This window comes from Burkholderia sp. 3C, from assembly GCF_054589155.1.
The window spans coordinates 25643-51758 of the sequence record NZ_BAAILN010000084.1; the positions used below are offsets into that span (position 1 = coordinate 25643).

Below are 26116 nucleotides of genomic sequence, written 5' to 3' on the forward strand. Positions count from 1 at the left end.
GTGACGCTGCAAATCGGCGTCGTAGCGTTCGAGCGCCTCGGCGCCGCGCGGCTGCACTTCGAAGCCGCCCGCCTCCGTCTTGCGGATGAAGCCCGACGCCACCAGCACGGCGAGCGTGCGGTCGAGATAGCGATGCCGCTCGTCCACCGCCGCGTCGCGCGGCACCTGGGGCCAATCGGCCAGCGCCAGCAGCGCGCGCGGCGCCACCGCATCGGACAGCTCGGCCGACAGTGCCGCGATGCGCGCCAGCACTTCCATGCGCGCCGCCCGCAGCGGGTTGGCGAGCCAGAAGCCGCGCAGCCGCAGGTCGCCGAGCCAGGCGGCCAGCCGGTAGGTCTGCAGCCGCGTGCCGAGCACCACGCGCCAGGCGCGGCGCTCGTGGAACATGTGGCGGCGTACGTGCACCACGTAGCGGATCTTGCGGCGCGCCGCCTCGGGCAGCGCCATCGACACCGGTTGCGCCGCCTCGCTCGGCTGCTCGCCGCCAAGCGCCGCCACCGTATCGCCGCTCAGGCCGGTCACCAGCATGCGCGGCCCGGCCGTGGCCCGTTCGGCCAGATAGGCGATCACCTGGGGGCGGCCGACGCGATCCGCCGTGCCGACCTGTCGCGTGCAGGCGATGGCCAGTGCGCGCCGCAAAAACCACTCGTTCATGAACATGGCGGATTCCGTTGACTGATGGGGTCGAGGGCCGGCGTCGGCCGCACGCGCGTAAAAAATACAAACGCGTCGCACGGCAGCGACATTCCTGCACACCGGCTCGGGCCGGCGCGCCCCGGCGCACCGCGGTTGGACGGTGCGGGCCGGTTTCGCGGAGCACTACCGTGCAAAAAGCGGGCCATGCGGTCGAGCCTTGCGCGCCGCCGCCACGGCGCGCGCTCGCGGGCCATTTCGGGGTGCGGATGTGCCGGATCGGCAACCCGTCGGCTGTCGGGCTGCCTGGCTACCGCTCACACGCTGCCGGACCTCATCCCGGCGGCTGTCAATCCGCTCGACACTCGCACGCCGACGGCCGGATCTCATCCGGCCGGCTATCAGTCCGCCAGATTCGCGCTCACCGGCGGCCGGACTTGCCACCACCGACAACCCGGCCGCAGGAATCCCCCCTCAACGTCAATCCGCCCAATTTCACCCCGGGAAAAACCGGTTCTCCGGCCTCGGCAAGCCCAGATGCTCGCGCAGCGTCGTGCCTTCATACTCGCGCCGGAAGATCCCGCGCCGCTGCAGCTCGGGCACCACCTTCAGCGCGAAATCGTCGAGCCCGCCGGGCAGGTACGGGAACATCACGTTGAAGCCGTCCGAGCCTTCCTCCTCCAGCCATTGCTGCATCGAATCGGCGATGTCGGCCGGCGTGCCGACGAACTCCAGCCCCGAATAGCCGCCCACCCGCTGCGCCAGCTCGCGCACGCTCAGGCCGCCAGCCGCCAGGTCGAGCACGCGCTGCCGCGACGTATGGCTCGCATTGCTTTCGGGGATCTCGGGCAGCGGCGCGTCGGGATCGAAGCCCGACACGTCGTGGCCGAGCGCGATCGACAACGAGGCGAAGCCGCTGTCGTCGTGCACGAGCGTGTCGAGAAACGCGCGCTTCTCGCGCGCCTCGTCGAGCGAATCGCCCACCACCACGAATGCGCCGGGCAGGATCTTCAGGTGCTCGCGCGGCCGGCCGAGCCGGTCGAGGCGGCCCTTCACGTCGGCATAGAAGCGCTTGCCGGACGCCAGCGACGATTGCGCCGTGAACACGGCCTCGGCCGTCTCGGCCGCCAGTTGCTTGCCGGCCTCCGACGAGCCGGCCTGCACCACCACCGGCCAGCCCTGCACGGGCCGCGCGATGTTCAGCGGCCCGCGCACCGCGTAATGCTCGCCGCGATGGCCGAGCACGTGCAGCTTCTCCGGATCGAAGTACAGGCCGCTGCCCACGTCGCGCACGAACGCGTCGTCGGCCCAGCTATCCCACAGGCCCGTGACGGCATCGAAGAATTCGCGCGCGCGGCGGTAGCGCGCGTCGTGCTCCAGGTGCTCGTCGAGGCCGAAGTTCAGCGCGGCGTCGGGGTTCGAGGTGGTCACGAGGTTCCAGCCCGCGCGCCCGTCGCTCAGATGGTCGAGCGAGGCGAAGCGGCGCGCGACGTGATACGGCGCCTCGAAGCTGGTCGAGGCGGTGGCCACCAGCCCGATCCGCTCGGTCACCATCGCCAGCGCCGACAGCAGCGTGAGCGGCTCGAACGAGGTCACGGTGTGGCTGCGCTTGAGCGCCTGCGTGGACATGTTCAGCACGGCGAGGTGATCGGCCATGAAGAACGCGTCGAACTTCGCGCGTTCGAGCGTCTGCACGCAATGCACCAGGTGCTTGAGGTTGAAGTTCGCGTCGGGCCAGGCATCGGGATGGCGCCATGCGCCGGTATGCAGGCTCACCGGGCGCATGAAGGCGCCCAGGTGCAGTTGTCGTTTGCGGGTCATCGTCGGTCGCCGCGCGCGCGGCGTCGGGTTGGCGGAGCGCTCACGATACCGTGCCGCCGGCGAATCTGCTGGCGGCCGTCCTTATCACGCGGTGCGCTTTCCTAGCGACGATTTCTTGGTTCGCGCAGCGCCCGCGCTTGCGTACATTGAAAGGTCATCCTGCTTGATCAGCGGCATCCCGCCGCCCGCCCGGAGACCATTCCATGAAGCTGTCCTGGACTCGCGCGCTGCGTCGCGCGGCCCTGACGATCGGCGCGTTCGCCGCCCTCGCCGCCCTCGGTTCGATCGCCGCCGCCCCGGCCGCGCAGGCCGCCGACGTGGCCGCGAAACCCGCCGCCGCGCCCGCCGAAATCCGCGTCGACTACGCCTACTATTCGCCCGAAAGCCTCGTGATCCGCCATTTCGGCTGGCTCGAGGACGCGTTCAAGCCCGACCACACCGAGATCCGCTGGGTACTGAGCCTCGGCAGCAACCGCGCGCTCGAATACCTGAACAGCGGCGCGGTGGATTTCGGCTCGACGGCCGGCCTCGCGGCCGTGCTGGGCCGCGCCAACGGCAACCCGATCCACGCCGTCTACGTGTTCTCGCGGCCCGAGTGGACCGCGCTGGTGGTGCGCAAGGATTCGCCGATCAAGACGCTGGCCGACCTCAAGGGCAAGAAGATCGCGGCCACGCGCGGCACCGATCCGTTCCTGTTCACGCTGCGCGCGCTGCACACGGTGGGCCTGTCGCGCGACGACGTCGAACTCGTCAACCTGCAACACCCGGACGGGCGCACCGCGCTCGCCAACGGCCAGGTGGACGCCTGGGCCGGCCTCGATCCGCACATGGCCGCCGCGCAGGTGGACGACGGCGCGCGCCTGCTGTATCGCAACGTCGGCTTCAATACCTACGGATTCCTGAACGTGCGCGAGGCGTTCGCGAGCCAGTATCCGCAAGCCGTCACGCGCGTGCTGAAAGTGTACGAAAAGGCGCGGCTGTGGATCGTCGCGCATCCGGACGACACCGCGAAGATCGTCGCCGACGAATCGAAGGTGTCGCTGCCGGTGGCGAAGCTGCAACTGCAGCGCAACGATTTCAGCGATCCGGTGCCGGGCGACGTGCAGCGCGTCGCGCTGAAGGCCGCCGCGCCGGTGCTGACCGACGAGCAACTGGTCAAGCCCGGTGTCGATCCGGCGAAGATCGTCGATGCGCTGATCGATCCGTCGTTCGCACGTCCGCTGGTCGCGGCCGCGCATTGACGATGCGCGACACCGCCGCCCGGCGCGACACGCTGGCGCCACGCGCGCCGGCCGAACCGGTGCAAGCCGCCCCGGCCGCCCGGCGCGATCCGCTGCGCGCCTGGCGCTTCGCCGGCATTGCGCTGCCGTTCGCGGCGCTCGCGCTGGTGGAACTCGCGGTGCGCGCCGGCTGGCTGCCCGATCACTTGGTGCCCGCGCCCAGCGAGATCCTCGCCTCGCTCGACCAGATGGGCCTGGCGCGCGTGCTGCGCCACGTGGGCGCGAGCAGCCTGCGCGTCGCGCTCGGCTTCGCGGCCGGCTCGGCGCTGGCGCTCGCGATCGGTGCGGCGATGGGCCTGAGCCGTCGCATCGACGCGCTGCTCGAACCGAGCTTCCAGGCGCTGCGGTCGATCCCGTCTTTGGCCTGGGTGCCGGTGCTGCTGCTCTGGCTCGGCATCGACGAAGCGCCGAAGATCGTGCTGATCGCGATCGGCGCGTTCTTTCCCGTGCATCTGGCGGTGGTGGCCGGCATTCGCGGCGTGGACCGCAAGCTGGTCGAACTCGGGGCCGTCTACCGGCTCGGCGCGTTTGCGCTGTTCCGCCGAATCCTGCTGCCGGCCGCGCTGCCGCAGATCGTCACCGGGCTGCGCACCGGCCTGAGCCTCGCGTGGATGTTCATGGTGGCGGCCGAGCTGATCGCCGCCACGCGGGGGCTGGGCTTCCTGCTCAGCGACGGCCGAGAAACCGGCCGGCCGGACCTGGTGTTCGGCGCGATCCTGTTGCTCGCACTGCTCGGCAAACTGACCGACGGCGCGATGCGCCGCATCGAGACGCGCTGGCTGGCCTGGCGCGACAGTTTCGACGGCGCGCCGCGCCGGGAGGCACGATGAGCGCCGCCCCGCTGCTCGACGCGCGCGTGGCGCGCAAGCATTACGGCGCGCGCGCCGTGCTGGCCGACGTGCCGTTGCAGGTGGCGCGCGGCGAGATCGTCTGCGTGGTCGGCCCGAGCGGCTGCGGCAAGAGCACCTTGCTGCGGATCCTGGCCGGCCTCGACGGCGATTATCGCGGCAGCGTGCGGCTCGACGGCGCGCCGCTCGACGGGCCGTCGGCGCGAATCGGCGTGATCTTCCAGGAGCCTCGGCTGCTGCCGTGGCTGACGGTGGCCGACAACGTCGGCTTCGCGGCCGGCCTCCATGGCGGGCGCGCGCCCGAGGTGGCGCGCCTGCTCGCGGAGGTCGGGCTGGACGGTTCGGCGGCGGCCTTGCCGGCCGCGTTGTCGGGCGGCATGGCGCAGCGCGCGGCGATCGCGCGCGGGCTGTTCGGCGAGCCGGACCTGCTGCTGCTCGACGAGCCGTTCAGCGCCGTGGACGTGCTCACGCGCATGCGCCTGCAAACGCTGCTGCTCGATGTCGTGCAGCGGCACGGCATGGCGGCGGTGCTGGTCACGCACGATCTCGACGAGGCGTTGTATCTGGGCGACCGGGTGGTGCTGCTGGCGGCCAATCCGGGGCGGGTGGAGGATGCGTTCGCGGTGGATCTGCCGCGCCCGCGTGACCGCAGAGGACCGGCGCTGGCTGCGTTGCGTGATCGGCTGCTCGGCGCGTTCGAGCGATTTCAGGACAGCGGTGCGGTCGGCGCCGCATGACTTGGCTTGACGGCTTGGCTTGACGGCTTGGCTTGGCTTGGCTTGGCTTGGCTTGGCTTGGCTTGGCTTGGCTTGGCTTGGCTTGGCTTGGCGGTTCGGCGGTTCGCTAGGCCGCTACTCGTCTAAACGGCGCTGCCCGACGGCAACGGCCGCACCTCGCCGCGCGCGGGCGTGGCGTTCTCGTGGAACAAGTCGCCGAGATACTGCGCCAGTTCGTCGGCCTCGATGAACGCCGGGACCTCGAAATCGGCGCGCCGCCGCTTGCCGTCCGCGCCCAGATCGAACGCTCGCCACACGCCGTCCTGCCGGATGATCACGACATGCCGTCCGAACACGTCGAAGCCGTAAGCCGAATCGCTCATGGCGTTACACCAACGGCGCAACCGACGCGCCCTGAATGCCGTGACGCGCCAGCGCCGCCTCGACGAAGCCCGAGCGCTTGTGCGCCTCAACGAAGCGGCCCAGCGCCTCGGCCGCCCGCTCGCCGCGCGCACGCGCCACGCCCATCGCCTGCCGGATCACCATGAAGCGCTCGTCGAGCAAACGCACGCCCGACAGATGCGCCGCATCGGCTTCCAGTTGCTGCTTCACGCCGGCCGCCACCTCCAGGTCGCGATCGAGGAAGGTCTGCACCACGGCCGGCGAGGTGGGCGCGCGCACGATCTGCGCGGCCTTCAGCTCGCGCGTGAGGAACAGATCGTAGGCGCTGCCCTGCCCCACGGCCACGCGATGCTGCGCCTGATCGACGTCGGCGTTGGTGCGGATCGGCGAGGCGTCGCGCACCAGATACCAGCCTTCGATCAGCACGTACGGCTCGGTGAACGCGATCGTCTCGCCGCGCTTCGGATCGACCGCGAAGAAGCCGAAATCGGCGCGCCCGTCGCTCACGGCCTCCACCGATTTGCCGGCCGCATCGAACACCACGAGTTCGAGCGGCACGCCCAGCTCCGCCGCGAACGCGCGCGCCAGATCGACGGACACGCCGACCGGTTCGCCAGTCGCCGCATCGCGGTTCGCAAGGATCGGGTTGCCGAGGTTGATGGAGGCGCGCACGGTGCCGGTGGGCGCGAAGGCGGTCACGAGATCGGGATCGAAGGGCATGGCGGTGTCGGGCGTCAAAGGGCTGGGGGAAATCGAAGCGGCTTGCGCTGAGGTTTGCACGAGGCGGCGTTCAGGACCGGAGGGTCGCACCGCCCGGCCTCGGCAACGTGGATTCGAGCAGCGTTTCCACCGCCACGCGCGCTTCGACCGGGTCGATTCTGCCATCGGCGCGCATCGTGCGCACGGGGATCGCTCCGTACGCGGTGCGCGGTGCGCGGTACAAGATACGGCGCGCAGCCATCGTTCGCGAAACCGGCGTTCAAGATCGCACCGTCAAGCACGCCGCCAAGCGCCCCATCACTCACGCGTCTTGCGCGGCAAATAATGCCCCGGCGTACGCCCCAACGCATTCTTGAACATCGTGATGAACGCATTGACCGATTCATAGCCCAGCTCGGCCGCCACGCGCTGCACGGGCATGCCGGCCGACAGCTTCTGAATCGCCGTCACGATATGCAACTGGCGGCGCCAGCGGCCGAACGTCATGCCGGTTTCGGCCAGCACCAGCCGCGCGAGCGTGCGCTCGCCGAGCGCCACCTGCCGCGCCCACTCGCCTACCGTCGCGCGGTTGGCCGGGTCCTTGACCAGCGCGGTGGCGATCTTGCGCAACTGCCGCTTCGGCGGCATCGGCACATGCAGATCCTCGACCGGCATCGAGCCGAGCTGTTCGAGCAGCACGCCCGCCACGCGGCCGGTGGCGCTGTCGGGCTCGTAGTCGTGCGGACGCGCCGCCAGATAGGCGATCAATTCGCGGATCAGCGCCGGAATCGCGAACGTGCAGCAGGCATCCGGCATGCACGCCGCGCCCGGCTCGACGAACAGCAAGGCGATTTCGCCGTCGGCCGCCACGCGGTTGCTGTGCGGCATGCCGCCCGGAATCCACACGCCGCAGCCATGCGGCACGACCCACACGCCGCGCTCGACCAGGCAGGTCACGAAGCCGCGCCGCGCGATTACGAGCTGGCCGCGCCGGTGGCGGTGGAACGGCTGCTCGATCTCGTTGTCGCGCACGTCCACTTGCATCGCCACCGCGCTCGCTGTGTAGTAGTCCGGATCGAATCCGGCCGGAAGCTGCGCGTAAGCGGGTTGCCTCATGACGGCCGACAGCCGAACGCGCGGCGGCGCTCGGGCGTGCGCTCAGGCATGCGCTCAGGCATGCGCGACGGCCTCCGGGCCGCCGGTGTCGCCGCGCAACGCGTCGGCATCCTGCGCCAGCCGCGCCGAGAGCCGCTCGGGCAGGAAATCGAGCCACGCGTTCAGCGGCGCGTTGAGCAGCCGGTGCGGCGTGCTGGCGATATCCACGCTCATCGACGCCATCGTGTAGCCCGGCAGCAGGCGGCGCAGCGTGCCGTCGCGCAGGCCGTTCAGCGCAAACGAGGCCGGCAGCAGGCCGATGCCCATGCCCTCGCGGATCGCCACCGTCATCGAATCGGCCACGTTGATGACGAACGGATAGCGGTCGAACTGCACGCGCTCGACGCCGTCGGGGCCGTCGAAACGCCAGTCGATCGCCGGAATGCCCGGCGCGCGCAGTTGCAGGCACGCGTGATCGCGCAGGTCGGACGGCCGCTCGGGCGTGCCGTGCTCATCCAGATAGGACGGCGCGGCGCACACGATGCAGGCGATCTCGCCGAGCCGCTGGTTGCCCGGGCCGGGCTCGGGCAGCACGTTCGAGACGATGAACGCGCAGTCGTGCATCTCGTCGAGCGAATCCACCGGCTGCTGGGCCAGCGTCAGGTCGATCCGCACGCGCGGAAAGCTGCGCGAAAACTCGGCGATCAGCGGCACCAGGTAATGCGTGCCGAAGCTCGTCATCGAGTGAATCCGCAGCGGGCCGTCCGGCACCGGCGCGCGCTGCCCGGTCAGCAACTCCGCCTCGGCGAATTCGAGGTCGGCCAGGATCTTCCGGCAATGCACCAGGTAGCGCTCGCCGGCCTCGGTCAGCGACATGCGCCGCGTATTGCGTTGCAGAAGCCGCGTGCTCAGGTGCTGCTCCAGATCGGAGATGGCGCGCGACACCTGCCCGGTGGAAGTGCGCAACATCGTGGCGGCCGCCGTGAAGCTGCCGGTTTCGGCCACCCGCACAAAGACGCCCATGTTCTGCGTCGTATTCATCCCCGTTCCCGATGCGAATGTGATGAGCGGCAGTATCGCACCGGGCGGCGCCGGCGGCACAAAGCTTGGCTGTTTTTAGGGATATGTTGGCCGACTATCCCTATCGACGCGCGGCGCACCGGTTTGAATAGGTATCCGCAGCATTTCGTCAGACGTTTTCGTCGGGCGCTTCGATCGCCCGCCGCGCCGCTACCGCAGCCCCCGCACGATCTTTTCCATGCGCGCGTGCGCCATCGCCAGGAACGCGCGCACCACCGGCTTCTCCTGCTGCCACTGCGAGCACACCGTGAAGCCGCGAAACACGATGTCCTTCGAGAACGGCCGGAACACGATGCGCGCCGGGTTGGTGTCCTCCACCGCCAGCGGGTTGACGATGCCAATGCCCAGCCCGCGCGCGACCAGCGCGCAGATCGTCGCGCCATACGGCGTTTCGATCGCCGCCACCTGGTCGGCGCGCGCCCGGCGCAGCACGCGATCGACGGCCGCGCGCGTGTCGTCGGCATAGGACGGCAGGATCAGCCGCTCGCCGCGCAGGTCGGCCGCCGCGATCCGCTTGCGCGCTGCCAGCGCGTGCCCCGCCGGCAGCGCGCACAGGCCGGGCAGCCGGTACAGGTCGGTGCTGGTCACGCCGACCACGTCGGGCAGGGTGGTGGAGAAGCCGATATCGCAGTTCGACGACGAGGCCCAGCGCTGGATCGTGCTTTCGCTGCGCATTTCGAGCGACACCGCCACGCGCGGGTGCTCGGCCAGGAAATCCTCGATCACGCCGGGCAGGAACGACAGCGCCATGATCGGCGCCGCCACCAGCCGCAACCGCCCGCTGCCGAGCTGGTTGATCTCGCGGGCGGCCTGCACCAGCTTCTCCAGCCCGACGAAGCTGCGCTCGACCTCGTGATAGAACGCCGTGCCCGCATCGGTCGCGCGAATCCGCCCGCCCTGCCGCACGAACAGCGCGAGCCCGGTGGCAGCCTCCAGCTCCGCGATCAGCCGGCTCACGCTCGGCTGCGAGGTGCCCATCTCGTCGGCGGCAACCGTCATCGAGCCGCGCAGCATCACCAACCGGAACGCCTCGATCTGCCGTTGATTCATGTGCCGTTCTCGCCGTCCAAAAAAGTCCCGACTTTTTGCCCCATGTTCTTCTGGGCACTCATCGCACTCTAGCATTCGCAAAAAAACTGAAAGTCACGACCTTTCTCAAACATCCAGACGTATCGGATCGTAAAGATCGGAGAGGCAGCGACCAGATGCTCGCGCCTCTTGCTCTTCATTTTTTTGCATCCCATTGCGCTTGCATGATCTGGGGATCGGCCTCGGCGCGCTGCGCGCTCTCGCAGGCAACAATTAACGCGGCGCCGGCCCTTGCCGGTTGTCTCCATGATGCGGCTCAGGTCGCACTGACATCGATTTCGCGTTAATCAGCGAGCGTCTATGCATCCAATCAATTGGACCGGTTCGTTACATGCTGTCCTGCGACGCACCCCGTTCGTCGAGCACCCCATGCGAGAGACGCTGGTCGCGTACTTGCGCGAGCAGGTGGCGATCTGAGTGTCGCGGCGTCCGCCGCCGCCCATCGCAACATGTTGATAGCGCTCAGGTGGTGCGGCTCAGGGCGCCAGCGCCGGCCAGCGAACCGCGCTCGACGCGTCATCGATGGCGAATCTGCGCCGCGAGCCCGGGCAATCCCTGCTGGTAAGATGGCTCGCAACCCCACCCTGCCCGCCCCATGAGCTCCACCTCGACCAAACCTGCGAACCCGAAGCGCACCGCGAAGACCGCCACTCAGGCAGCAGCCGGCGACAAGCCGAAGGCGCGTATCCCGCAGCGCCTGACCTACGCGATCGGCGCTCTCGACCGGCTGCTGCGCCGCCACATGACCGACGCGCTCGCGCCGCTCGGCATCACGCTTGCACAATACACGGCGCTATCCGTGCTCGAAGCACGTGGCGCATCGTCGAACGCACAGCTTGCGGAGCGCTCGTTCATCACGCCGCAATCGGCAAATGAGGTGATGAGCGTGATGGCGCGCCGCGGCTTCGTCACGCGCGAGGCCGATCCGTCGCACGGCCGCGTGATCCTGCTGACGCTGACCGACGCAGGCGCGGCCATGCTGCGCGAATGCGAAACCGTGCTGCGCCCGCTCGAAACGACCATGCTCGGCGATTTCTGCGCCGACGACGCCGTGCACGTGCAACGCGTGCTGGAAATCTTCGCGCGCAACCTGCGCGGCTGACCTTCCCGCCGGCAACGGCAGCCCCTCTCCCCTTCATCGCAACTGCCGGGCGCCTGTTCGCGCCCGCCTTCTCCATTACATCCCGATACGGGTTTACACCGCCGCGAATACCGCTTGATATATCAGGTAGCCTGATATTAAATGAAGCCGTCCGCAGCAGGAATGCTGCGTGCCGAATCGCACAGCAACGCAAACCAGGAAAACACATGAGCAAGTACGACAAGCGCTGGCAGACCGTCGAAGTGAAGGTGGAGGCCGGCATCGCGTGGGTCACGCTGAACCGCCCGGAAAAGCGCAATGCAATGAGCCCGACGCTCAATCAGGAGATGCTGCAGGTACTCGACGCGGTCGAGTTCGACGACGAGGCGAAAGTGCTCGTTCTCACCGGAGCCGGTGCCGCATGGACGGCCGGCATGGACCTGAAGGAATACTTCCGCGAGATCGATGGCGGCCCGGAAGCGCTGCAGGAAAAGGTGCGGCGCGACGCGTCGGAATGGCAATGGCGCCGCCTGCGCATGTACGCCAAGCCCACCATTGCGATGGTGAACGGCTGGTGTTTCGGCGGCGGCTTCTCGCCGCTCGTCGCGTGTGATCTCGCGATTGCCGCCGACGAAGCCGTGTTCGGGCTGTCGGAGATCAACTGGGGCATCCCGCCCGGCAATCTTGTCAGCAAGGCGATGGCCGACACGGTCGGACACCGCCGCGCGCTGCATTACATCATGACCGGCGACACGTTCACCGGCGTGGAGGCGGCCGACATGGGGCTCGTGAACAGCAGCGTGCCGCTCGCCGGGCTGCGCGACGCGACGATCGCGCTCGCCGCGCGGCTGATGGACAAGAATCCGGTCGTGCTGCGCGCGGCCAAGCACGGCTTCAAGCGTTCGCGCGAGCTGACGTGGGAGCAATGCGAAGATTATCTGTACGCGAAGCTGGACCAGGCGCAACTGCGCGATCCGGAACAGGGGCGCGAAAAGGGGCTCAGGCAGTTCCTCGACGACAAGACGATCAAGCCCGGCCTGCAAGCGTACAAGCGCTGACCCGACCGGAAGAGACAGGGCAGGAGACGACATGACCGACAGATACATGCTGATCGCCGGCGAGCGGTGCGCCGCACGCGACGGCCGCACCTTCGACCGGCTCGATCCCGCGACGGGCGCGCTCGCATCGCGCGCCCCGGCGGCCGGCCTCGCCGACGCCGACGCGGCAGTCGACGCCGCGCATCGTGCCTTTCCCGCATGGGCGGCGCTCGCGCCGACAGCGCGCCGCCGGTTGCTGCTGAAGGCCGCCGACCTGATGGACGCGCGCATCGACGCCTTCGTCGCGGCCGGCGTTGCCGAAACGGGCGCGACGCCCGGCTGGATCGGCTTCAACGTCACGCTCGCGGCGAACATGCTGCGCGAGGCTGCGTCGATGACCACGCAAATCGCCGGCGACGTGATCCCGTCCGACGTGCCCGGCAATCTGGCGCTCGCGATGCGCGCGCCGTGCGGCGTGGTGCTCGGCATCGCGCCGTGGAACGCGCCGGTGATCCTCGGGACGCGCGCGTTGGCGATGCCGCTCGCCTGCGGCAACACAGTCGTGCTGAAGGCGTCCGAAGCGTGCCCCGGCGTGCATGCGCTGATCGGCGCGGTGCTCGACGAGGCGGGACTCGGCGCGGGCGTCGTCAACGTGATCACGCATGCGGCGGCCGACGCGCCGGCGCTCGTCGAGCGGCTGATCGCGCATCCGCACGTGAAGCGCATCAATTTCACCGGATCGACCCACGTCGGGCGCATCATCGCGCGCCACGCCGCCGCGCACCTGAAGCCGGTGCTGCTCGAGCTGGGAGGCAAGGCGCCCGTCCTCGTGCTGGACGATGCCGATCTCGACGCGGCGGTCGATGCGATCGCGTTCGGCGCGTTCTTCAACCAGGGGCAGATCTGCATGTCGACCGAGCGCGTGATCGCCGCGCGGCCGATCGCCGATGCGCTCGTCGAGCGGCTTGCCGCGAAGGCGCGCCTGCTGGTCGCGGGCGATCCGCGGGCAGGCCATCCGCTCGGCACGATGGTCGATGCGTCGGCGGCCGAGCGCGCAGCGGCGCTGGTCGAGGACGCGCGGGCTCACGGCGCGCGGCTGCCGCTAGGCTGTCGCGTCGAAGGCGCGACGATGCAGCCCGCGATCGTCGACGGCGTGACGCCCGAGATGCGTCTGTACCGCGAGGAGTCGTTCGCGCCGGTCGTCGCGATCCTGCGCGCGGACAGCGATGACGCAGCGGTCGAGCTTGCGAACGACAGCGAGTTCGGGCTGTCCGCGAGCGTGTTCAGCCGAGACGTCGCACGCGCCATGGCGGTGGCGCGACGGATCGAGTCGGGGATCTGCCACATCAACGGCCCGACCGTGCACGACGAAGCGCAGATGCCGTTCGGCGGCACGAAGGCGAGCGGCTATGGCCGCTTCGGCAGCCGCGCGTCGATCGCCGAGTTCACCGAGCTGCGCTGGATCACCGTGCAGACCACGCCGCGTCACTATCCGATATGAGCGACGCGACGATGAACGTATCCCAAGCTCCTCACGACGCCGCGCGCGGCGCGGCCGATGTGCACTACCGCGCGGCGGCGGTGGCCGAAGGCGCCGCCGACATGCACCGCTCCGAGGACGGCACCTGGCACCTGCGTGCGCGCGAACCGCTCGGCGCCTACCCGGAGCGGCTGACCGACTGCCTGGTCAACGGCGCGGAGGCCCACCCCGACCGCGTGCTGGCCGCGCGACGCGACGACGGCGGCCGCTGGATCGAGATCACGTACGCGCAGATGCTCGAACGCGCACGCGCGCTCGGGCAGGGCCTCGTCGATCTCGGCCTGTCGGTCGAGCGTCCGCTCGCGGTGCTGTCCGGCAACGATCTCGAACACCTGCAGCTGATGTTCGCGGCGATGCTGGCCGGCGTGCCGTACGCGCCGATCTCTCCCGCCTACTCGCTGGTGTCCACCGACTACGGCAAGCTGCGCCACACGCTCGACGTGCTGCGGCCGGGCGCGGTGTTCGTCGCCGATCGCGCGGCGTTCGCCCGCGCACTCGACGCGGCGCGGCCGGCCGACGCGACGCTGATCGTCGGGCGCGATGCCGACGCGACGGAGCACGCCGTGCCGCTGTCGCGTCTGCTGGCTACCGAACCGCGCACGATAGACGCGCGCCATGCGGCGATCGGCCCCGACCATCTTGCGAAGATTCTGTTCACGTCGGGGTCGACCAAGCGGCCGAAGGCCGTGCCGACCACGCACCGGATGCTGTGCAGCAACCAGCAGATGCTGCGCCAGACGATGCCCGAGCTGACGCGCGAGCCGCCGGTGCTGGTCGACTGGCTGCCATGGAATCACACGTTCGGCGGCAGTCACAACCTCGGCATCGCGCTCTATAACGGCGGCACGCTGTATATCGACGACGGGCGCCCGGTGCCCGGCCGCTTCGACGAAACGGTGCGCAACCTGCGCGAGATCGCGCCGACGATCTACTTCAACGTGCCGAAAGGCTGGGAAGAACTGACCGCCGCACTCGAACGCGATGCCGTGCTGCGCGACACGTTCTTCTCGCGCGTGAAACTGTACTTCTTCGGCGGTGCGGGGCTGTCGCAGGCTGCCTGGGACCGGCTCGACCGTGTGACCGGCACGCATTGCGGCGAGCGGATCCGGATCATGGCCGGGCTCGGCATGACCGAAACGTCGCCGTCGTGCCTGTTTACGACGGGGCCGCTGATGCGCTCCGGCTATATCGGCCTGCCCGCGCCCGGTTGCGACGTGAAGCTCGCGCCGTCCGGCGGCAAGCTCGAGCTGCGCTTCAAGGGGCCGAACGTGATGCGCGGCTACTGGCACGCGGACGTCGATCCGCGCGATGTGTTCGACGACGAAGGCTATTACCGCAGCGGCGACGCGGCGGTGTTCGCCGATCCGGGACGGCCGGAATTCGGGCTGCAATTCGACGGGCGGCTGACGGAGGATTTCAAGCTCGGCAGCGGCACGTTCGTCAGCGTCGGGCCGTTGCGCGCGAACGCGGTGTCGAGCGGCGCCCCGTACGTGCAGGACGTCGTCGTGACGGGCATCAACCGCGACGACATCGGCCTGCTCGTGTTTCCGCGCCTGGACGCCTGCCGCGCGCTCGCGTCGCTCGGCGCCGATGCGGCCGCGGCCGACGTGCTGCGCGCGCCAGCCGTGCGCGCCGCATTCCGGACCTGGCTCGCGGCGCTGAACCGGCACGCGAGCGGCGGATCGACGTTCGTCGCGCGCATCCGGTTGATGGACACGCCGCCGTCGCTCGATCTCGGCGAAGTGACCGACAAGGGTTCGCTGAATCAGGCCGCCGTGCAGCAGCATCGCGCGGCGACGATCGACGCGTTGTACGACCCGGCGCGCAGCGATCCCGACGTGATCTACGCGTAGGCACGCGGTTGGCGGTACCCGCGGCAACCTGCCGGAGGCGATCGGCGGGATTTTTCACGATCAGTGAATCAGGCTGCCTGATAAAAAGGGCGGCCAATCGAGCGCCGGCCCGCCCCGGGCAGGCGCTCGACGCGCACGACAAGCGGCCCGGCGAGGCTCGCCGACGACAAGACAACAAGGACAAGACAACAAGGATTGGAGACACGATGAACACCTACGTTGCCGAAAGGCAGACCGTTGCGACCACACTCGCGCTGTGTTTCGCGATCGCGCTGCTCGAAGGGCTCGACCTGCAGTCGGTCGGCGTTGCCGCGCCACGCATGGCGCGCGAATTCGGGCTGACCGTCTCGCAGATGGGCATTGCGTTCAGCGCGGGCACCTTCGGGCTGCTGCCGGGCGCGATGCTCGGCGGGTGGCTCGCCGACCGGATCGGGCGCAAGCGCGTGCTGATCGCATCGGTTGCGCTGTTCGGGCTGCTGTCGATCGCCACCGCGCAGGTATCGAGTTTCGCGATGCTCGTCGCGGTGCGCGTGCTGACCGGCATCGGCCTCGGCGGTGCAATGCCGAACCTGATCGCGCTGTCGTCGGAAGCGGTCGCGCCCCGCGCGCGCAGCGCCGCGGTGGCCGCGATGTATTGCGGGATCCCGTTCGGCGGCGTGATCGCGTCGCTGATCGGCGTGCTGCTGGCAGGCGACGCCGAGTGGCGGCACATCTTCTACGTCGGCGGCGCCGGGCCCCTGCTCCTGCTGCCGTTGCTGGCGTTGCGGCTGCCGGAATCGCGCGCGTATCTCGACGTCGCCGACATGCCGGCCGCGCGTGCCGGCATCGCTCGAACGCTGTTCGGCGACGGCCGCACGGTATCGACGCTCGCATTGTGGATCAGCTACTTCTGCACGCTGATCGTCCTGTATTTCCTGCTGAACTGGCTGCCGTCGCTGATGGCCGCGCGTGGGCTCGACCGCGAGCACGTCGGAATCGTGCAGATCGCGTTCAACGTGGGCGGCGGGCTCGGTGCGCTCGGCATCGGCGCGGCGCTCGACAGGATGCGCGCGTCGCACGTGGTCGGCGGCATGTACGTCGGAATCGTGCTGTCGCTCGCCGCGCTGGCGGCGGCGCCCGGCTTCGCATCGCTGGCCGCCGCCGCGTTCGCGGCCGGCATGTTCGTGATCGGCGGCCAATCGGTGCTGTATGCGCTCGCGGCGATCTACTACCCCACCGCGATGCGCGGCACGGGCGTCGGCGCGGCGGTGGCCGTAGGCCGGCTCGGCTCGGTCGTCGGGCCGCTCGCCGCCGCGACGCTGCTGGCCGCCGGCCGCAGCGCACCGGTCGTGATCGGCGCGAGCATCCCCGTCACGCTCGTCGCGGCCGGCGCCGCGCTGCTGCTGATCCGCCGTCCGCGTGCGCGCGACTGACATTTCCCGGTTTTTCAATGCGCGCCGTCAGAGCGTGCAATCACCTGAGGTCTGGAGACACAACGACATGAAGAAGAACACCAGGAATGGCCTGCTGGCCGCCGGCGCATGCTGTGCGCTCGTCGCGCCGGGCGCGCGCGCGCAGTCGAGCGTGACGCTGTACGGGATCATCGATACGGGCGTCGAGTTCGTGACGCATGCGAACGCGGCCGGCGATCACGTGGTGCGCATGCCGGCCGTGACGGGCGAACTGCCGTCGCGCTGGGGGCTGCGCGGCGTCGAAGAGCTCGGCGGCGGGTATCAGGCCGTCTTCACGCTCGAAAGCGGCTTCAACGTGCGTGGCGGCGATCTCGGCCAGGGCGGCCGGCTGTTCGGCCGGCAGGCCTTCGTCGGGCTGAAGGGCGGCTTCGGCACGCTCGCGTTCGGCCGCCAGTACACGATGACCTATCTCGCGCTGCAGGGTGCGGACATCATCGGCCCCGACATCTACGGGCTCGGCTCGCTCGATGCGTACGTGCCGAACGGCCGCGCCGACAACGCGGTCACCTACATCGGCGCTTATCGCGGCGTCACGCTCGGCGCCGCGTATTCGTTCGGCCGCGACGGCGCGGGCACCGGCAACTCGCCGGGGCAAGGTACGTGCGCCGGGCAGGTGCCTGGCAATGCGGTCGAATGCCGCGAATGGTCGGCCATGCTCAAGTACGACAGCGCGTATTTCGGCGCCGCCGCCTCCTACGAGGAACAGCGCGGCGGCGCGGGGGCGGCCGCGAACTTCTTCGACGGCGTCGCGCCGGCCGCCTTCACGAGCAGCGCGGGCAAGGACGCGCGCGTGCACGTGAGCGCATACGCGCAGGCGGCGGGCGCGCGGATCGGCGCGGGCTGGATCGGCCGGCGCGTGTCGAGCGGTTCGCCGGCCGTGGCCGGCGCGCGTTCCGACCTGTTCTTCGTCGGCGCGTCGTATGCGATGAAGCCCGATTTCATCGTCGACGGCGAAGGCTACCGGATCGTCAACAGCGCACACGACACGCGCGCGACGATGGCAACGCTGCGCGCAACCTACCTGCTGACGAAGCGGACCTCGGTCTACGCGCAATCCTCCTACCTGTGGAACAGCGCGCATGCGCGCTACGCGGTCAGCGGCGGCGGGGCCGGCACGACGCCCGGCGAGGGAATGGGCCAGCTCGGTGCGATGGTCGGTATCAAGCACATGTTCTGACCCGGCAGATCGACGAACGGAGGTTATCTTGAACAGACATTCTGCATTCCTCTTCATTGCGCCGATTTCCGCAATCGTGCTCGCCGGTTGCGGCGGCGACGATTCGGTCAGTTCCGCGCCCACTCACCTGAGCGCGGCCACGCCGGCCGCGATGGCGCAGACCTGCGACGCGCTCGCCGGGAAGCTCGCGTATGCGAGCACGTCGTTCACGTCGGTGACGACCGCGGCCGCCGGCGCGCTGACGGTGGCCGGCCAGCCGATCGCCGAACACTGCGTGATCGAGGGAAAGATGAACGAGCGCGTGAGCGCGGTGGACGGCAACACCTATGCGATCGGCTTCGAGATGCGCCTGCCGAAAGCCTGGAACGGCCGCTTCTTCTACCAGGCGAACGGCGGGCTCGACGGCAACGTGGTGACCGCCACCGGCGAGATCGGCGGCGGCGGGCCGCTGAACGACGCGCTGAACATGGGCTTCGCGGTGATCAGCTCGGATTCCGGGCACAGCGCCGCGCAGAATCCGCTGTTCGGCATCGATCCGCAGGCGCGGATCGACTACGGCTACGGCGCCGTCGACGCGCTGACGCCGATGGCCAAGCAGGTGATCCGGCTCGCGTACGGCAAGGCGCCCGACCGCAGCTACTTCGACGGCTGCTCGAATGGCGGCCGTCACGCGATGGTCACGGCCGTGCGCAACCCGGCCGACTACGACGGGATCATCGTCGGCGATCCGGGCTTCCATTTGCCGAAGGCCGCGATCGGCGAGATGTACGGTGCGCAGCAGTTCGCGAAGATCGCGTCGGCGACCGGCGCGAACGGGTTGCCGGACATCCGCAGCGGCCTCACCGACGCGGAGCGGCAGTTCGTCGGCGCGAAGATCCTCGAGAAATGCGATGCGCTCGACGGCGCGGCCGACGGCATGGTGCAGGACGTCGCCGCCTGCCAGGCGCACTTCGGCATCGATGCCGATATCCCCACCTGCGCGAACGGCACGCGCACGGGCGCCTGCCTGACGCCTGCGCAGAAAACCGCATTGGAGAACGTGTTCGCCGGTGCGCGCAACAGCGCGGGCACGGCGCTGTACGCGAGCTTTCCGTACGATCCGGGCGTGGCCGGCAACGGCTGGGCCGCATGGAAGCAGTCGAATTCCGTCAGCCTGGATCCGGCCGCGATGGCGTTCACGTTCATGACGCCGCCGAAAACCGCCGCGACGCTCGCGAACCTGCCCGGTTTCGCGCTCGGCTTCGACATGGACAACGACGCGCCGGCAATCTTCGCGACGAACGGCGTGTACACGCAATCCGCCTGGTCGTTCATGACGCCGCCCGACGAGACCAATCTCTCCGCGCTGAAGTCGCGCGGCGCGAAGCTGATCGCCTATCACGGCTCGGGCGACCCGGTGTTCTCGTTCGACGACACGCGCGATTGGTACGTGAAGGTCGCGCAGGCGAACGGCGGCGACGCGTCGGATTTCGCCCGCTTCTATCCGGTGCCGGGGATGAACCACTGTTCGGGCGGGCCTGCGACCGATCAGTTCGACATGCTGACGCCGCTTGTCGCGTGGGTCGAGCAGGGGCAGCCGCCGGCCGCGATCACGGCCGCCGCGCGCGATGCGACGAACGCCGTGCCGAACGCGGACGTGCCGACCTCGTGGGGGGCCGGCCGCACGCGGCCGCTATGCCCGTATCCCCAGGTTGCACGCTACAACGGTTCGGGCGACGTGAATTCGGCAGCGAGCTTCAGTTGCCGTTGAGATCGCGCCGTCACCAAAGGCGGCCGGCGCGCGCCTTGGCAACATCCGGGTGCGGACCGTCGATCAGTGCGCGAGCCGGATACGCTCCGTCTCGCGCGCTCGATTACAACGAAGGTGCCCAGGTCGTGCCGAACGGATTCGACTGATCGATGCCAGGGAAGTCGACGAACGCCTTACTGCAATCCAGCACGCCGCTGCTGGTCAGCGCGTGGTTGGCGACGCCATTCACCGTGACGCGGTTCGCGGTCGAGGCGAAGATCGGCAGGTTCACGTTCTGCAGTGTGAGGTTGGCGTCCGACGAGATCACCGAGATGTTGTCCGGCGAGTCCGCTACCACGTTGGTGAGCTTCATCACAAGCGGGAAGGCCGGCTCGCCGAAACCGCCCGTATTCGCCTCGAAGCCTTGCAGCTTGACACCGGCCGACCCGGTGATCACCACATTCGAGATCGAGATGTCGTGGAAATTCGGATACAGCGGACCGCCCGCCGGCAGCGCCTTCGTGCTGTAGTACGGCGTAAAGAGCAGCGCGTTGGTCGCGTCCCGGATACAAATGTTCGCGTAGTTGATATTGCTTACCTCGCCGCCGCGTGCGTAGTCGGACTTGATGCGCAGCCCCTCTTCCGAGTCCCAGAAGGCGTTGTCGTAGACCTGCACGTTCGTCACGCCTGCGTTCGTCTCGCTGCCGATGGAGATGCCGTGTCCCCAGTAGATGTGGTTGTGAGCGATCACGATGCCCCATTTACGGTCCGCGCGGACGTTGCGGTTGCCATCCACGCCAAACAGGCCCGAACCGGCTGGCGACGGGTTGTTGCTGCCCTTGAGCGCAATGTCGTCGTCGCCGGTGCTCACGTAGTTATAGGCAAACACGAAATTCTTCAGGTAGCCGTCGAACGAGATCGCGCCGGCGGCGGAGTTCGTCGTGCTACCCGTCGAGAGGGCGACCGAGGTGGCCTTCGAGGCCGAGCCCGGATCGAATGCGTCGGTGTTCTTGACGTTGTCCTCCCCGAAGGTCTGGCCCGTGTAAAGGGGATTGCCATTTCCTGCAGGATTCGCGAACGCGGCCAGCGTCGGGGTTTGCACCTTCACGCCCCAGATCGTCAAGCCGTCGACACCGCTCGGCACCACGTGGAAGTTCGGGCTGTTGTTGAGCGTGATGCGATACAGCGTCAGGTTCTTCGCGTAGTTGAACACCATCAGCCGGAAATTCGACTGCGAAGCCGTACCGGTGGTGCCGTTCTGCACCATGTTGCCGAGGTACGCCAGATCCCACCAGCTCATGTTGCGCACCGACGATTTCGAATCCACCATCGTGCCGCCGTCGTCGCAAGGCGTACCGTCGGGCGCCACGGTGCCGGTTTTGTACGCGGCATAGGTATTCGAGCAGGTAAGGTCCACCTTCATCAGCGGATATTTCGCATCCGAGGTGACGATTTCCGCGTAGCCGCGGCCGTCGATGCGACCATCGCCGACGACCGCCGAGTTGACCAGGTTGGTGCCTGTGATGAGCGCCAGGCAGTTCGACGAGCTCCCGCTCTTCGTGGCGCTGACGGCGGTATTGGCGCAGTACGGGCCGGCGAGTGCGGGCGCATAGGCCTTCACGTCACGCGAGGCATACAGCGTGACGCCTTTGTCTATCCACAGCGTCACGCCCGAAGGCAGCGTCAGCGGGCCGCTGATGAAGCTGTTGCCACCACCGCTGCTGTTGACCACCAGGCGCACAGCGAATTTGCTGGCGTGGTATGCGGGCTTGGCCAACGCCTCGCCGGATGCCCCCGCGATGTTGACATTCGCAACGGCCGCGGCCTTCTGCGCGGCAGTGGCCGAGGCGTCCGCCGCCGCGATGGTCGCCCCCACTTCCGCATCGACCGCGGCCCCGCAGGCGTCGAGCGCCGCCTGAATCCGCGCCTGGTCGGGGTTGGCCGTGGTCGGCGACACCGCCTTGCCCACGCCTGCCAGGGAGGGATCGGCCTCGGGCGGCAGGGAGCCATCCGGGCGGCTCACGAGCGTATTGCTGGCTTCGAGCGTGCTGCACACCTGAGCATCGGCGGGCAGGCTCGGCTCTGCCGGCAAGTTCGCGTCGGACGTCGTTGTCCCAACCTGGAACACGGCATTGGCAGTGGACGGGCTGCCGGTGCCGATGGAGGTGGGTGCGTCCGAATCGCCGCCGCACGCGCTCAGCGTGGCGGCCGTCGCGATCGAGGCTGCGAGCAGGCACAGCAAGCGTGCCCCACGCGTCCGTGAAGAAGCTCTCATGAAGGTGTCTCCTGTCTGGTCATCGTGCGTCGACGATGCCGGGTTGGTGTGTCGATGAATCGATTTTTTTGGTCAGTCATCCTATAACGGACAACGAAAAAGTGAAAGGTCGCACGGATGCTTGAGTCCGCGATTTCGTTTCACCCAAGATCGGACGAGCGACAAAAGCGGAAAATCGTTTCGTTAATCGAATCCGGCATGGCACGGGGTTTTCCAATATCCGATCCCCGGCCCCTCCATTCACTATGACTTACGGGTATATACCCATTCGATCAACTTTTTACTGAAAATTTTTGGAAAGGTATGTGATCTGATGTCCGATATTAAAATGCTGTCTCGTACTACACGCCCGGACGGCAAGAGAACGGACATCATCCGCAAAAAATCCATATGGGTATGGTTTTTGAGTTGATCTACGGCTAGGGAAAGCCCGAGCTTGTTGCCTCGACTTCGCGACTTATACGATTTCCGTTGTCAGATATTTTTCAGAAGACGGGTGATACATCGCGCCGTCCTTCTTGCAAAACTCACGACGGGCGACATGTCCACATCCGCGCATAGCGCACCTGCACTCGAACCTTTTTCATCCCATCGTTTTACTTTCGGCGTGTATTCCGAGTGAATCGCTCGCTATCAAGAGGAGCAGAACGGAAGAGGTCGAAGCGGCTATGTCGCGCCACTCCAATTTCACTCCATGTTGTATGACGTCGCAACACATAAGCGATGAAGAACCGCTGGAGCGCATGGATCGAGGCAGTGCTTATTGGGTCCAGTTAGTTGGCATGACGAACAATAAACCGGGCCGCGGCCCGCAAACGGGAGCAGAGATCCATGACGCAATTCTTGTCGACACACAAACGCTGCTGGCAACTGTGCGCGGGCATCGCACTGACAGCCGCGGCGACAGCATGCGGCGGCACGGATTCCGCGCCGACCTCGGCCATCGGCACCACGCCCGCCGTCGGGTCCGGCTCCGCGGCCGCCACGGCGACAGCCTCTCTCGTTCCGGCCAACGGCGAGACCGCCGCCTATGCGGACACGCGCCTGTCGATCACGTTCGACGCCCCTCCGACGCTCGGCGCCGCGGGACAGATCAAGGTGACGCGCGTTTCGGATGGCAGCCTGGTCGACATCATCGACATCAGCGGCGCGCCAGTCACCGCCGGCGGCGAAAGCCAGACCTACATGCCGGCCGCCAACACCGAAGTCGACAAGCTCGGCAACAACGTGGGCTCGCTCACGCAATGGCGCTATGTCTACTACACGCCGGTCACGATCTCGGGCAACACAGCGACGGTGCGCCTGCACGACGGTGTGCTCGCCTACGGCACGCGCTATTCCGTGAGCATCGACAGCGGCGTGCTGAACGGCAAGATCGCCGGCCAAGCCTTCGGCGGCATCGGCACCCCGACCGCGTGGTCGTTCCAGACCAGACCCGCGCCGAGCTCCCCTACTGCCGTGACGGTCGGCGTCAGCGGCACGAGTGACTTCCGAAGCGTCCAGGGCGCGCTCGACTGGATCATGCAAAATGGCTGCGTAACGTGTATCAACGCGAATGACGCCAAAACCATCACGATCGAGAACGGCAGCTACCACGAGCAACTGTTCCTGCGCAACGTGAACAACCTGACCATCGCGGGCCAAAGCCGCACGGGCGTGGTCGTCTACGACGACAACTACGAGTCCTACAACCCGTCCACCGGCGGCAGCAAGACGGCCCCGCAAACCACGCTGACGACGGAGGGAAGCGGCACGCGGCGCAGCCTCGGCGGAGGCCGCTCGGTGCTGCTCGTGGAAGGCGCCGACCTGTTGAAGCTGACGAACTTCACGCTGCAGAATTCGCACGTGAAAAGTGCTGTCGACAACAATCAGGCCGAGGCGATCTATTACAACAGCGCGACGCTGAACGGCAGCCGTCTCATGGCAACGCAGATGACCTTCCTGAGCGCGCAGGACACGCTGCAGCTCAAGGGCTGGGCGTGGTTCTATCAGTCGCTGATCGCCGGCGACGTCGATTTCATCTGGGGCTCCCCCTACGCAGCCCTGTTCGAGCAGAGCGAATTGCACACGGTCGCCGATCCTGTCACGCCCACCTCCGGCGGCTATGTATTCCAGTCGCGCGCGGCCTACGGCTTCCCGGGTTTCGTGGTGCTCAACGGCACGCTGACTGCCGATGCAGCGGTGCCAGCCGGCGCCACCTATCTGGCGCGCTCGGGCGGCCTGAGCTCGCCGACCTACTGCACCACCGCGTACACAGGCAGCGGCAGCTTCGGGAACGCGAACCTCGGCTGCGACGACGTGGCCTACGTGGGTACGCAGATCGGCACGCACGTCGCGACGGCCGGCTGGTACACGAACCCGGCGCCCAACCCCGCGTCCCCCACTGCCGTGGCAGGGTGGCGCGAGATGGGCAGCCTGGATGCGTCGGGCAACGCGCTGCCCACGAACGGACGCAACGGGACATACGCGACGACAAGTGCCGACCTAAGCGGATTGAATACGCGTGCGAAGGTGTTCGCCTCATGGAACAACAACGCGGGCTGGGTACCTTCGCCGTGACGGCGCCATGAACCCTGGCGTGTCCACGGTTGCCATAAACCATGGCTTGAAGCGGCCAGCATGAACAGCAAGCGATACACGAATAAGTTCAAGATCGAAGCAGTCAAGCCAGCCGCTATGCCTGGCCGGCGAAATTCGGCGGGCCGGACGAGAACGGTCATCAGATCCGGTGATCACCGAATCAAAAAAGACTATTGGCGCGGCGACGTCCCCCCGCCTTGCCGGAAATCTCCAGTCTTCGCCGCTACGGTTTTTCGGGAGGAGCTCAACGTCTCCTGTCGGGCCGATGTCGATCGCTTCGGATTCCCGATCAGATTGCCATATCAAAAATGAATGGAAGGTGTTTTTGTCGCTATTTGACCGGATGCGCGCCGCAAACCTAGACTGGTTTCAACTTGAGCACCCGGGAAATCCGATGCGCCCCGACACCCTGCTGTTTCATGACGCGTTCCGCGTTGCACCGTACTGGTGGGATGCCGCGCCGCCCGAAACCGACCACTCGCCGCTGCCGGCCTCGGTCGACCTGCTGATCGTGGGCAGCGGCTACTGCGGCCTGTCGGCCGCCGCCGAGGCGGCGGGCCACGGCCTCTCGACGGCGGTGATCGATGCGGAAGAACTGGGCGCCGGCGGCAGCACGCGCAGCGGCGGCATGGTGTCGAGCGGCCAGAAGCTCGCGCTGACCAATGCGATTCGCGGCGTGTCGGCCGAGCGCCTGCAACGGCTGATGCGCGAGTCGATCGCGAGCTTCGATTTCCTCAAGCAACTGGTGGCCAGCGAGCGGCTCGATGCGGACCTGCACATCAGCGGCCGCTTCTTCGGCGCCTACACCACGCAGCACTTCGACACGCTGCGCGCCCAGGGCGAACTGCTGCGCGAGAAAACCGGCGTGACCGTGCACGTGATTTCACGCGACGAGCAGCGCGCGCTGGTCGGCACCGATTACTACTACGGCGGCATCCTGATCGACGAGTACGGCGGCCTGCATACCGCCAAGTACCACCGCGCGCTGCGCGAACTGGCGCGCCGCCGTGGCGCGACGCTGCACTCGCACGCCGCCGCGCAAAGGATCGAGCGCATCGGCAACACCGGCGCGGCCCGCTTTCGCGTGCACACCGCGCGCGGCACGATCCTGGCCGGCCGCGTGCTGGTCGCGACCAACGGCTACACGGGCGACCTGCTGCCGTTCCTCGCGCGCCGCGTGCTGCCGGTGGCCAGCTACCAGATCGCCACCGAGCCGTTGCCGCCGGGCCTGATGGACGCGCTGAACCCGGGCCGCCGGATGGTCAGCGATTCGAAGCGCAACCTGTTCTACACGCGCCCGTCGCCCGACGGCACGCGCATCCTGTTCGGCTCGCGCCCGGCGATCCGCGAGCTCGACGAGCGCGACGCCGCGCGCCGGCTCTACGCGAAGCTGGTGACGCTGTGGCCCGCCCTGCGCGACGTGCGCCTCACGCATGCCTGGAAAGGCTTCGTGGCGATGACGAACGACCGCCTCGCGCATCTGGGCGAGGCCGACGGCATCCACTACGCGGTCGGTTGCAACGGCAACGGCGTGGCGCTGATGACCTGGCTCGGCCAGCGCATCGCGCGGCGCATCGTGGGCGCGGCGGCCGAGGCCGGCCCGTTCGCCGAGGGCGGCTTTCCGCTCGACCCGGCCTCGCTGGCGCGCCCGCTCGCGGTGCCGGTCGGGGCGGCGCTCTACGAATTCAACGATTATTGGAGCGGCCGCCAGCGCGCCGCACTCGCCTGAT

At 68.1% G+C, this 26116-nt stretch carries 20 protein-coding genes; 12 read left to right on the top strand and 8 right to left on the bottom strand.

The window, feature by feature from the left end; all coding sequences use genetic code 11:
- Together ACYP33_RS14490 and ACYP33_RS14495 are read right to left on the bottom strand one after the other, a co-directional pair.
- A partial coding sequence (locus tag ACYP33_RS14490) for a hypothetical protein (protein WP_459622507.1) occupies nt 1–654 on the bottom strand: 654 nt, incomplete at its 3' end.
- Nucleotides 655–1128: 474 nt separating this feature from the next.
- Nucleotides 1129–2454, bottom strand: coding sequence for an LLM class flavin-dependent oxidoreductase (locus tag ACYP33_RS14495; RefSeq protein ID WP_459622509.1), 1326 nt, complete (start codon nt 2452–2454; stop codon nt 1129–1131).
- 203 nt (nt 2455–2657) lie between these two features.
- On the opposite strand from ACYP33_RS14495, the gene ACYP33_RS14500 reads away from it, so the two are divergent.
- The 3 genes from ACYP33_RS14500 to ACYP33_RS14510 are packed head-to-tail and all read left to right on the top strand — an operon-like array spanning nt 2658 to nt 5319.
- Nucleotides 2658–3695 carry an aliphatic sulfonate ABC transporter substrate-binding protein gene (locus tag ACYP33_RS14500; RefSeq protein ID WP_414447214.1) on the top strand — a complete coding sequence of 346 codons (1038 nt, stop codon included), beginning with the start codon at nt 2658–2660 and terminating at the stop codon, nt 3693–3695.
- A 2-nt stretch (nt 3696–3697) separates the two neighbouring features.
- Nucleotides 3698–4564 carry an ABC transporter permease gene (locus ACYP33_RS14505; protein WP_459622510.1) on the top strand — a complete coding sequence of 289 codons (867 nt, stop codon included), beginning with the start codon at nt 3698–3700 and terminating at the stop codon, nt 4562–4564.
- Complete coding sequence (locus ACYP33_RS14510) at nt 4561–5319, top strand: ABC transporter ATP-binding protein (protein WP_459622512.1); 759 nt, start codon at nt 4561–4563, stop codon at nt 5317–5319. Before ACYP33_RS14505 ends, ACYP33_RS14510 begins: the two co-directional genes overlap by 4 nt.
- Before the next feature lie 122 nt (nt 5320–5441).
- On the opposite strand, the gene ACYP33_RS14515 is transcribed toward ACYP33_RS14510, so the two are convergent.
- From ACYP33_RS14515 to ACYP33_RS14535, 5 genes are all read right to left on the bottom strand, one after another.
- Nucleotides 5442–5681 carry a DUF7661 family protein gene (locus tag ACYP33_RS14515; RefSeq protein ID WP_459622514.1) on the bottom strand — a complete coding sequence of 80 codons (240 nt, stop codon included), beginning with the start codon at nt 5679–5681 and terminating at the stop codon, nt 5442–5444.
- A 4-nt stretch (nt 5682–5685) separates the two neighbouring features.
- Nucleotides 5686–6420, bottom strand: a complete 735-nt coding sequence (locus ACYP33_RS14520) for an ABC transporter substrate-binding protein (protein WP_459622515.1) — start codon at nt 6418–6420, stop codon at nt 5686–5688.
- A 297-nt stretch (nt 6421–6717) separates the two neighbouring features.
- Nucleotides 6718–7515, bottom strand: coding sequence for an AraC family transcriptional regulator (locus ACYP33_RS14525; protein WP_459622517.1), 798 nt, complete (start codon nt 7513–7515; stop codon nt 6718–6720).
- Nucleotides 7516–7569: 54 nt separating this feature from the next.
- Entirely contained in the window at nt 7570–8535 is a 966-nt protein-coding gene (locus tag ACYP33_RS14530) for a LysR family transcriptional regulator (RefSeq protein WP_459622519.1), read from the bottom strand.
- A 189-nt stretch (nt 8536–8724) separates the two neighbouring features.
- Nucleotides 8725–9624 (bottom strand): LysR substrate-binding domain-containing protein, encoded by a 900-nt coding sequence (locus ACYP33_RS14535; protein WP_414447207.1) that lies wholly within the window; start codon nt 9622–9624, stop codon nt 8725–8727.
- Nucleotides 9625–10258: 634 nt separating this feature from the next.
- Here ACYP33_RS14535 and ACYP33_RS14540 point away from each other — a divergent pair.
- The 7 genes from ACYP33_RS14540 to ACYP33_RS14570 all read left to right on the top strand — a co-directional run bounded on the left by ACYP33_RS14540 (nt 10259) and on the right by ACYP33_RS14570 (nt 19552).
- Nucleotides 10259–10765: a MarR family winged helix-turn-helix transcriptional regulator gene (locus ACYP33_RS14540; RefSeq protein ID WP_414439635.1), complete on the top strand. Its 507-nt coding sequence runs from the start codon at nt 10259–10261 to the stop codon at nt 10763–10765.
- A 206-nt stretch (nt 10766–10971) separates the two neighbouring features.
- Nucleotides 10972–11802, top strand: a complete 831-nt coding sequence (locus ACYP33_RS14545; protein ID WP_459622522.1) for a p-hydroxycinnamoyl CoA hydratase/lyase — start codon at nt 10972–10974, stop codon at nt 11800–11802.
- 31 nt (nt 11803–11833) lie between these two features.
- Nucleotides 11834–13282 (top strand): aldehyde dehydrogenase, encoded by a 1449-nt coding sequence (locus tag ACYP33_RS14550; RefSeq protein WP_414447205.1) that lies wholly within the window; start codon nt 11834–11836, stop codon nt 13280–13282.
- A gap of 11 nt (nt 13283–13293) precedes the next feature.
- Nucleotides 13294–15174 carry a feruloyl-CoA synthase gene (locus tag ACYP33_RS14555; protein ID WP_459622524.1) on the top strand — a complete coding sequence of 627 codons (1881 nt, stop codon included), beginning with the start codon at nt 13294–13296 and terminating at the stop codon, nt 15172–15174.
- Nucleotides 15175–15380: 206 nt separating this feature from the next.
- Complete coding sequence (mhpT, locus tag ACYP33_RS14560; protein WP_414439639.1) at nt 15381–16586, top strand: 3-(3-hydroxy-phenyl)propionate transporter MhpT; 1206 nt, start codon at nt 15381–15383, stop codon at nt 16584–16586.
- A gap of 67 nt (nt 16587–16653) precedes the next feature.
- Complete coding sequence (locus ACYP33_RS14565) at nt 16654–17802, top strand: porin (protein WP_414439640.1); 1149 nt, start codon at nt 16654–16656, stop codon at nt 17800–17802.
- Between the two features lie 28 nt (nt 17803–17830).
- Nucleotides 17831–19552: a tannase/feruloyl esterase family alpha/beta hydrolase gene (locus tag ACYP33_RS14570; RefSeq protein WP_459622526.1), complete on the top strand. Its 1722-nt coding sequence runs from the start codon at nt 17831–17833 to the stop codon at nt 19550–19552.
- Nucleotides 19553–19655: 103 nt separating this feature from the next.
- Here ACYP33_RS14570 and ACYP33_RS14575 read toward each other — a convergent pair whose 3' ends face one another.
- A complete protein-coding gene (locus ACYP33_RS14575; protein WP_459622528.1) occupies nt 19656–21806 on the bottom strand; it encodes a glycoside hydrolase family 28 protein in 2151 nt (716 codons plus the stop codon).
- An 831-nt stretch (nt 21807–22637) separates the two neighbouring features.
- Between ACYP33_RS14575 and ACYP33_RS14580 the strand changes: the two genes are divergently transcribed.
- Nucleotides 22638–24365: a pectate lyase gene (locus tag ACYP33_RS14580; protein WP_459622530.1), complete on the top strand. Its 1728-nt coding sequence runs from the start codon at nt 22638–22640 to the stop codon at nt 24363–24365.
- A gap of 415 nt (nt 24366–24780) precedes the next feature.
- On the top strand, nt 24781–26115 hold the full coding sequence (locus tag ACYP33_RS14585) for an NAD(P)/FAD-dependent oxidoreductase (RefSeq protein WP_459622531.1): 1335 nt from the start codon (nt 24781–24783) through the stop codon (nt 26113–26115).
- The last annotated feature ends 1 nt before the right edge of the window (nt 26116 follow it).

Bases quoted from the DNA above. Each gene is read 5' to 3' on its own strand.
- ACYP33_RS14585 (WP_459622531.1), top strand. From the start codon at position 24,781: ATGCGCCCCGACACCCTGCTGTTTCATGACGCGTTCCGCGTTGCACCG.
- ACYP33_RS14550 (WP_414447205.1), top strand. From the start codon at position 11,834: ATGACCGACAGATACATGCTGATCGCCGGCGAGCGGTGCGCCGCACGC.
- ACYP33_RS14580 (WP_459622530.1), top strand. From the start codon at position 22,638: ATGACGCAATTCTTGTCGACACACAAACGCTGCTGGCAACTGTGCGCG.
- ACYP33_RS14495 (WP_459622509.1), bottom strand. From the start codon at position 2,454: ATGACCCGCAAACGACAACTGCACCTGGGCGCCTTCATGCGCCCGGTG.
- ACYP33_RS14515 (WP_459622514.1), bottom strand. From the start codon at position 5,681: ATGAGCGATTCGGCTTACGGCTTCGACGTGTTCGGACGGCATGTCGTG.
- ACYP33_RS14540 (WP_414439635.1), top strand. From the start codon at position 10,259: ATGAGCTCCACCTCGACCAAACCTGCGAACCCGAAGCGCACCGCGAAG.
- ACYP33_RS14520 (WP_459622515.1), bottom strand. From the start codon at position 6,420: ATGCCCTTCGATCCCGATCTCGTGACCGCCTTCGCGCCCACCGGCACC.
- ACYP33_RS14530 (WP_459622519.1), bottom strand. From the start codon at position 8,535: ATGAATACGACGCAGAACATGGGCGTCTTTGTGCGGGTGGCCGAAACC.
- ACYP33_RS14555 (WP_459622524.1), top strand. From the start codon at position 13,294: ATGAACGTATCCCAAGCTCCTCACGACGCCGCGCGCGGCGCGGCCGAT.
- ACYP33_RS14500 (WP_414447214.1), top strand. From the start codon at position 2,658: ATGAAGCTGTCCTGGACTCGCGCGCTGCGTCGCGCGGCCCTGACGATC.
- ACYP33_RS14575 (WP_459622528.1), bottom strand. From the start codon at position 21,806: ATGAGAGCTTCTTCACGGACGCGTGGGGCACGCTTGCTGTGCCTGCTC.
- ACYP33_RS14565 (WP_414439640.1), top strand. From the start codon at position 16,654: ATGAAGAAGAACACCAGGAATGGCCTGCTGGCCGCCGGCGCATGCTGT.
- ACYP33_RS14525 (WP_459622517.1), bottom strand. From the start codon at position 7,515: ATGAGGCAACCCGCTTACGCGCAGCTTCCGGCCGGATTCGATCCGGAC.
- ACYP33_RS14545 (WP_459622522.1), top strand. From the start codon at position 10,972: ATGAGCAAGTACGACAAGCGCTGGCAGACCGTCGAAGTGAAGGTGGAG.
- ACYP33_RS14535 (WP_414447207.1), bottom strand. From the start codon at position 9,624: ATGAATCAACGGCAGATCGAGGCGTTCCGGTTGGTGATGCTGCGCGGC.
- mhpT (WP_414439639.1), top strand. From the start codon at position 15,381: ATGAACACCTACGTTGCCGAAAGGCAGACCGTTGCGACCACACTCGCG.
- ACYP33_RS14510 (WP_459622512.1), top strand. From the start codon at position 4,561: ATGAGCGCCGCCCCGCTGCTCGACGCGCGCGTGGCGCGCAAGCATTAC.
- ACYP33_RS14505 (WP_459622510.1), top strand. From the start codon at position 3,698: ATGCGCGACACCGCCGCCCGGCGCGACACGCTGGCGCCACGCGCGCCG.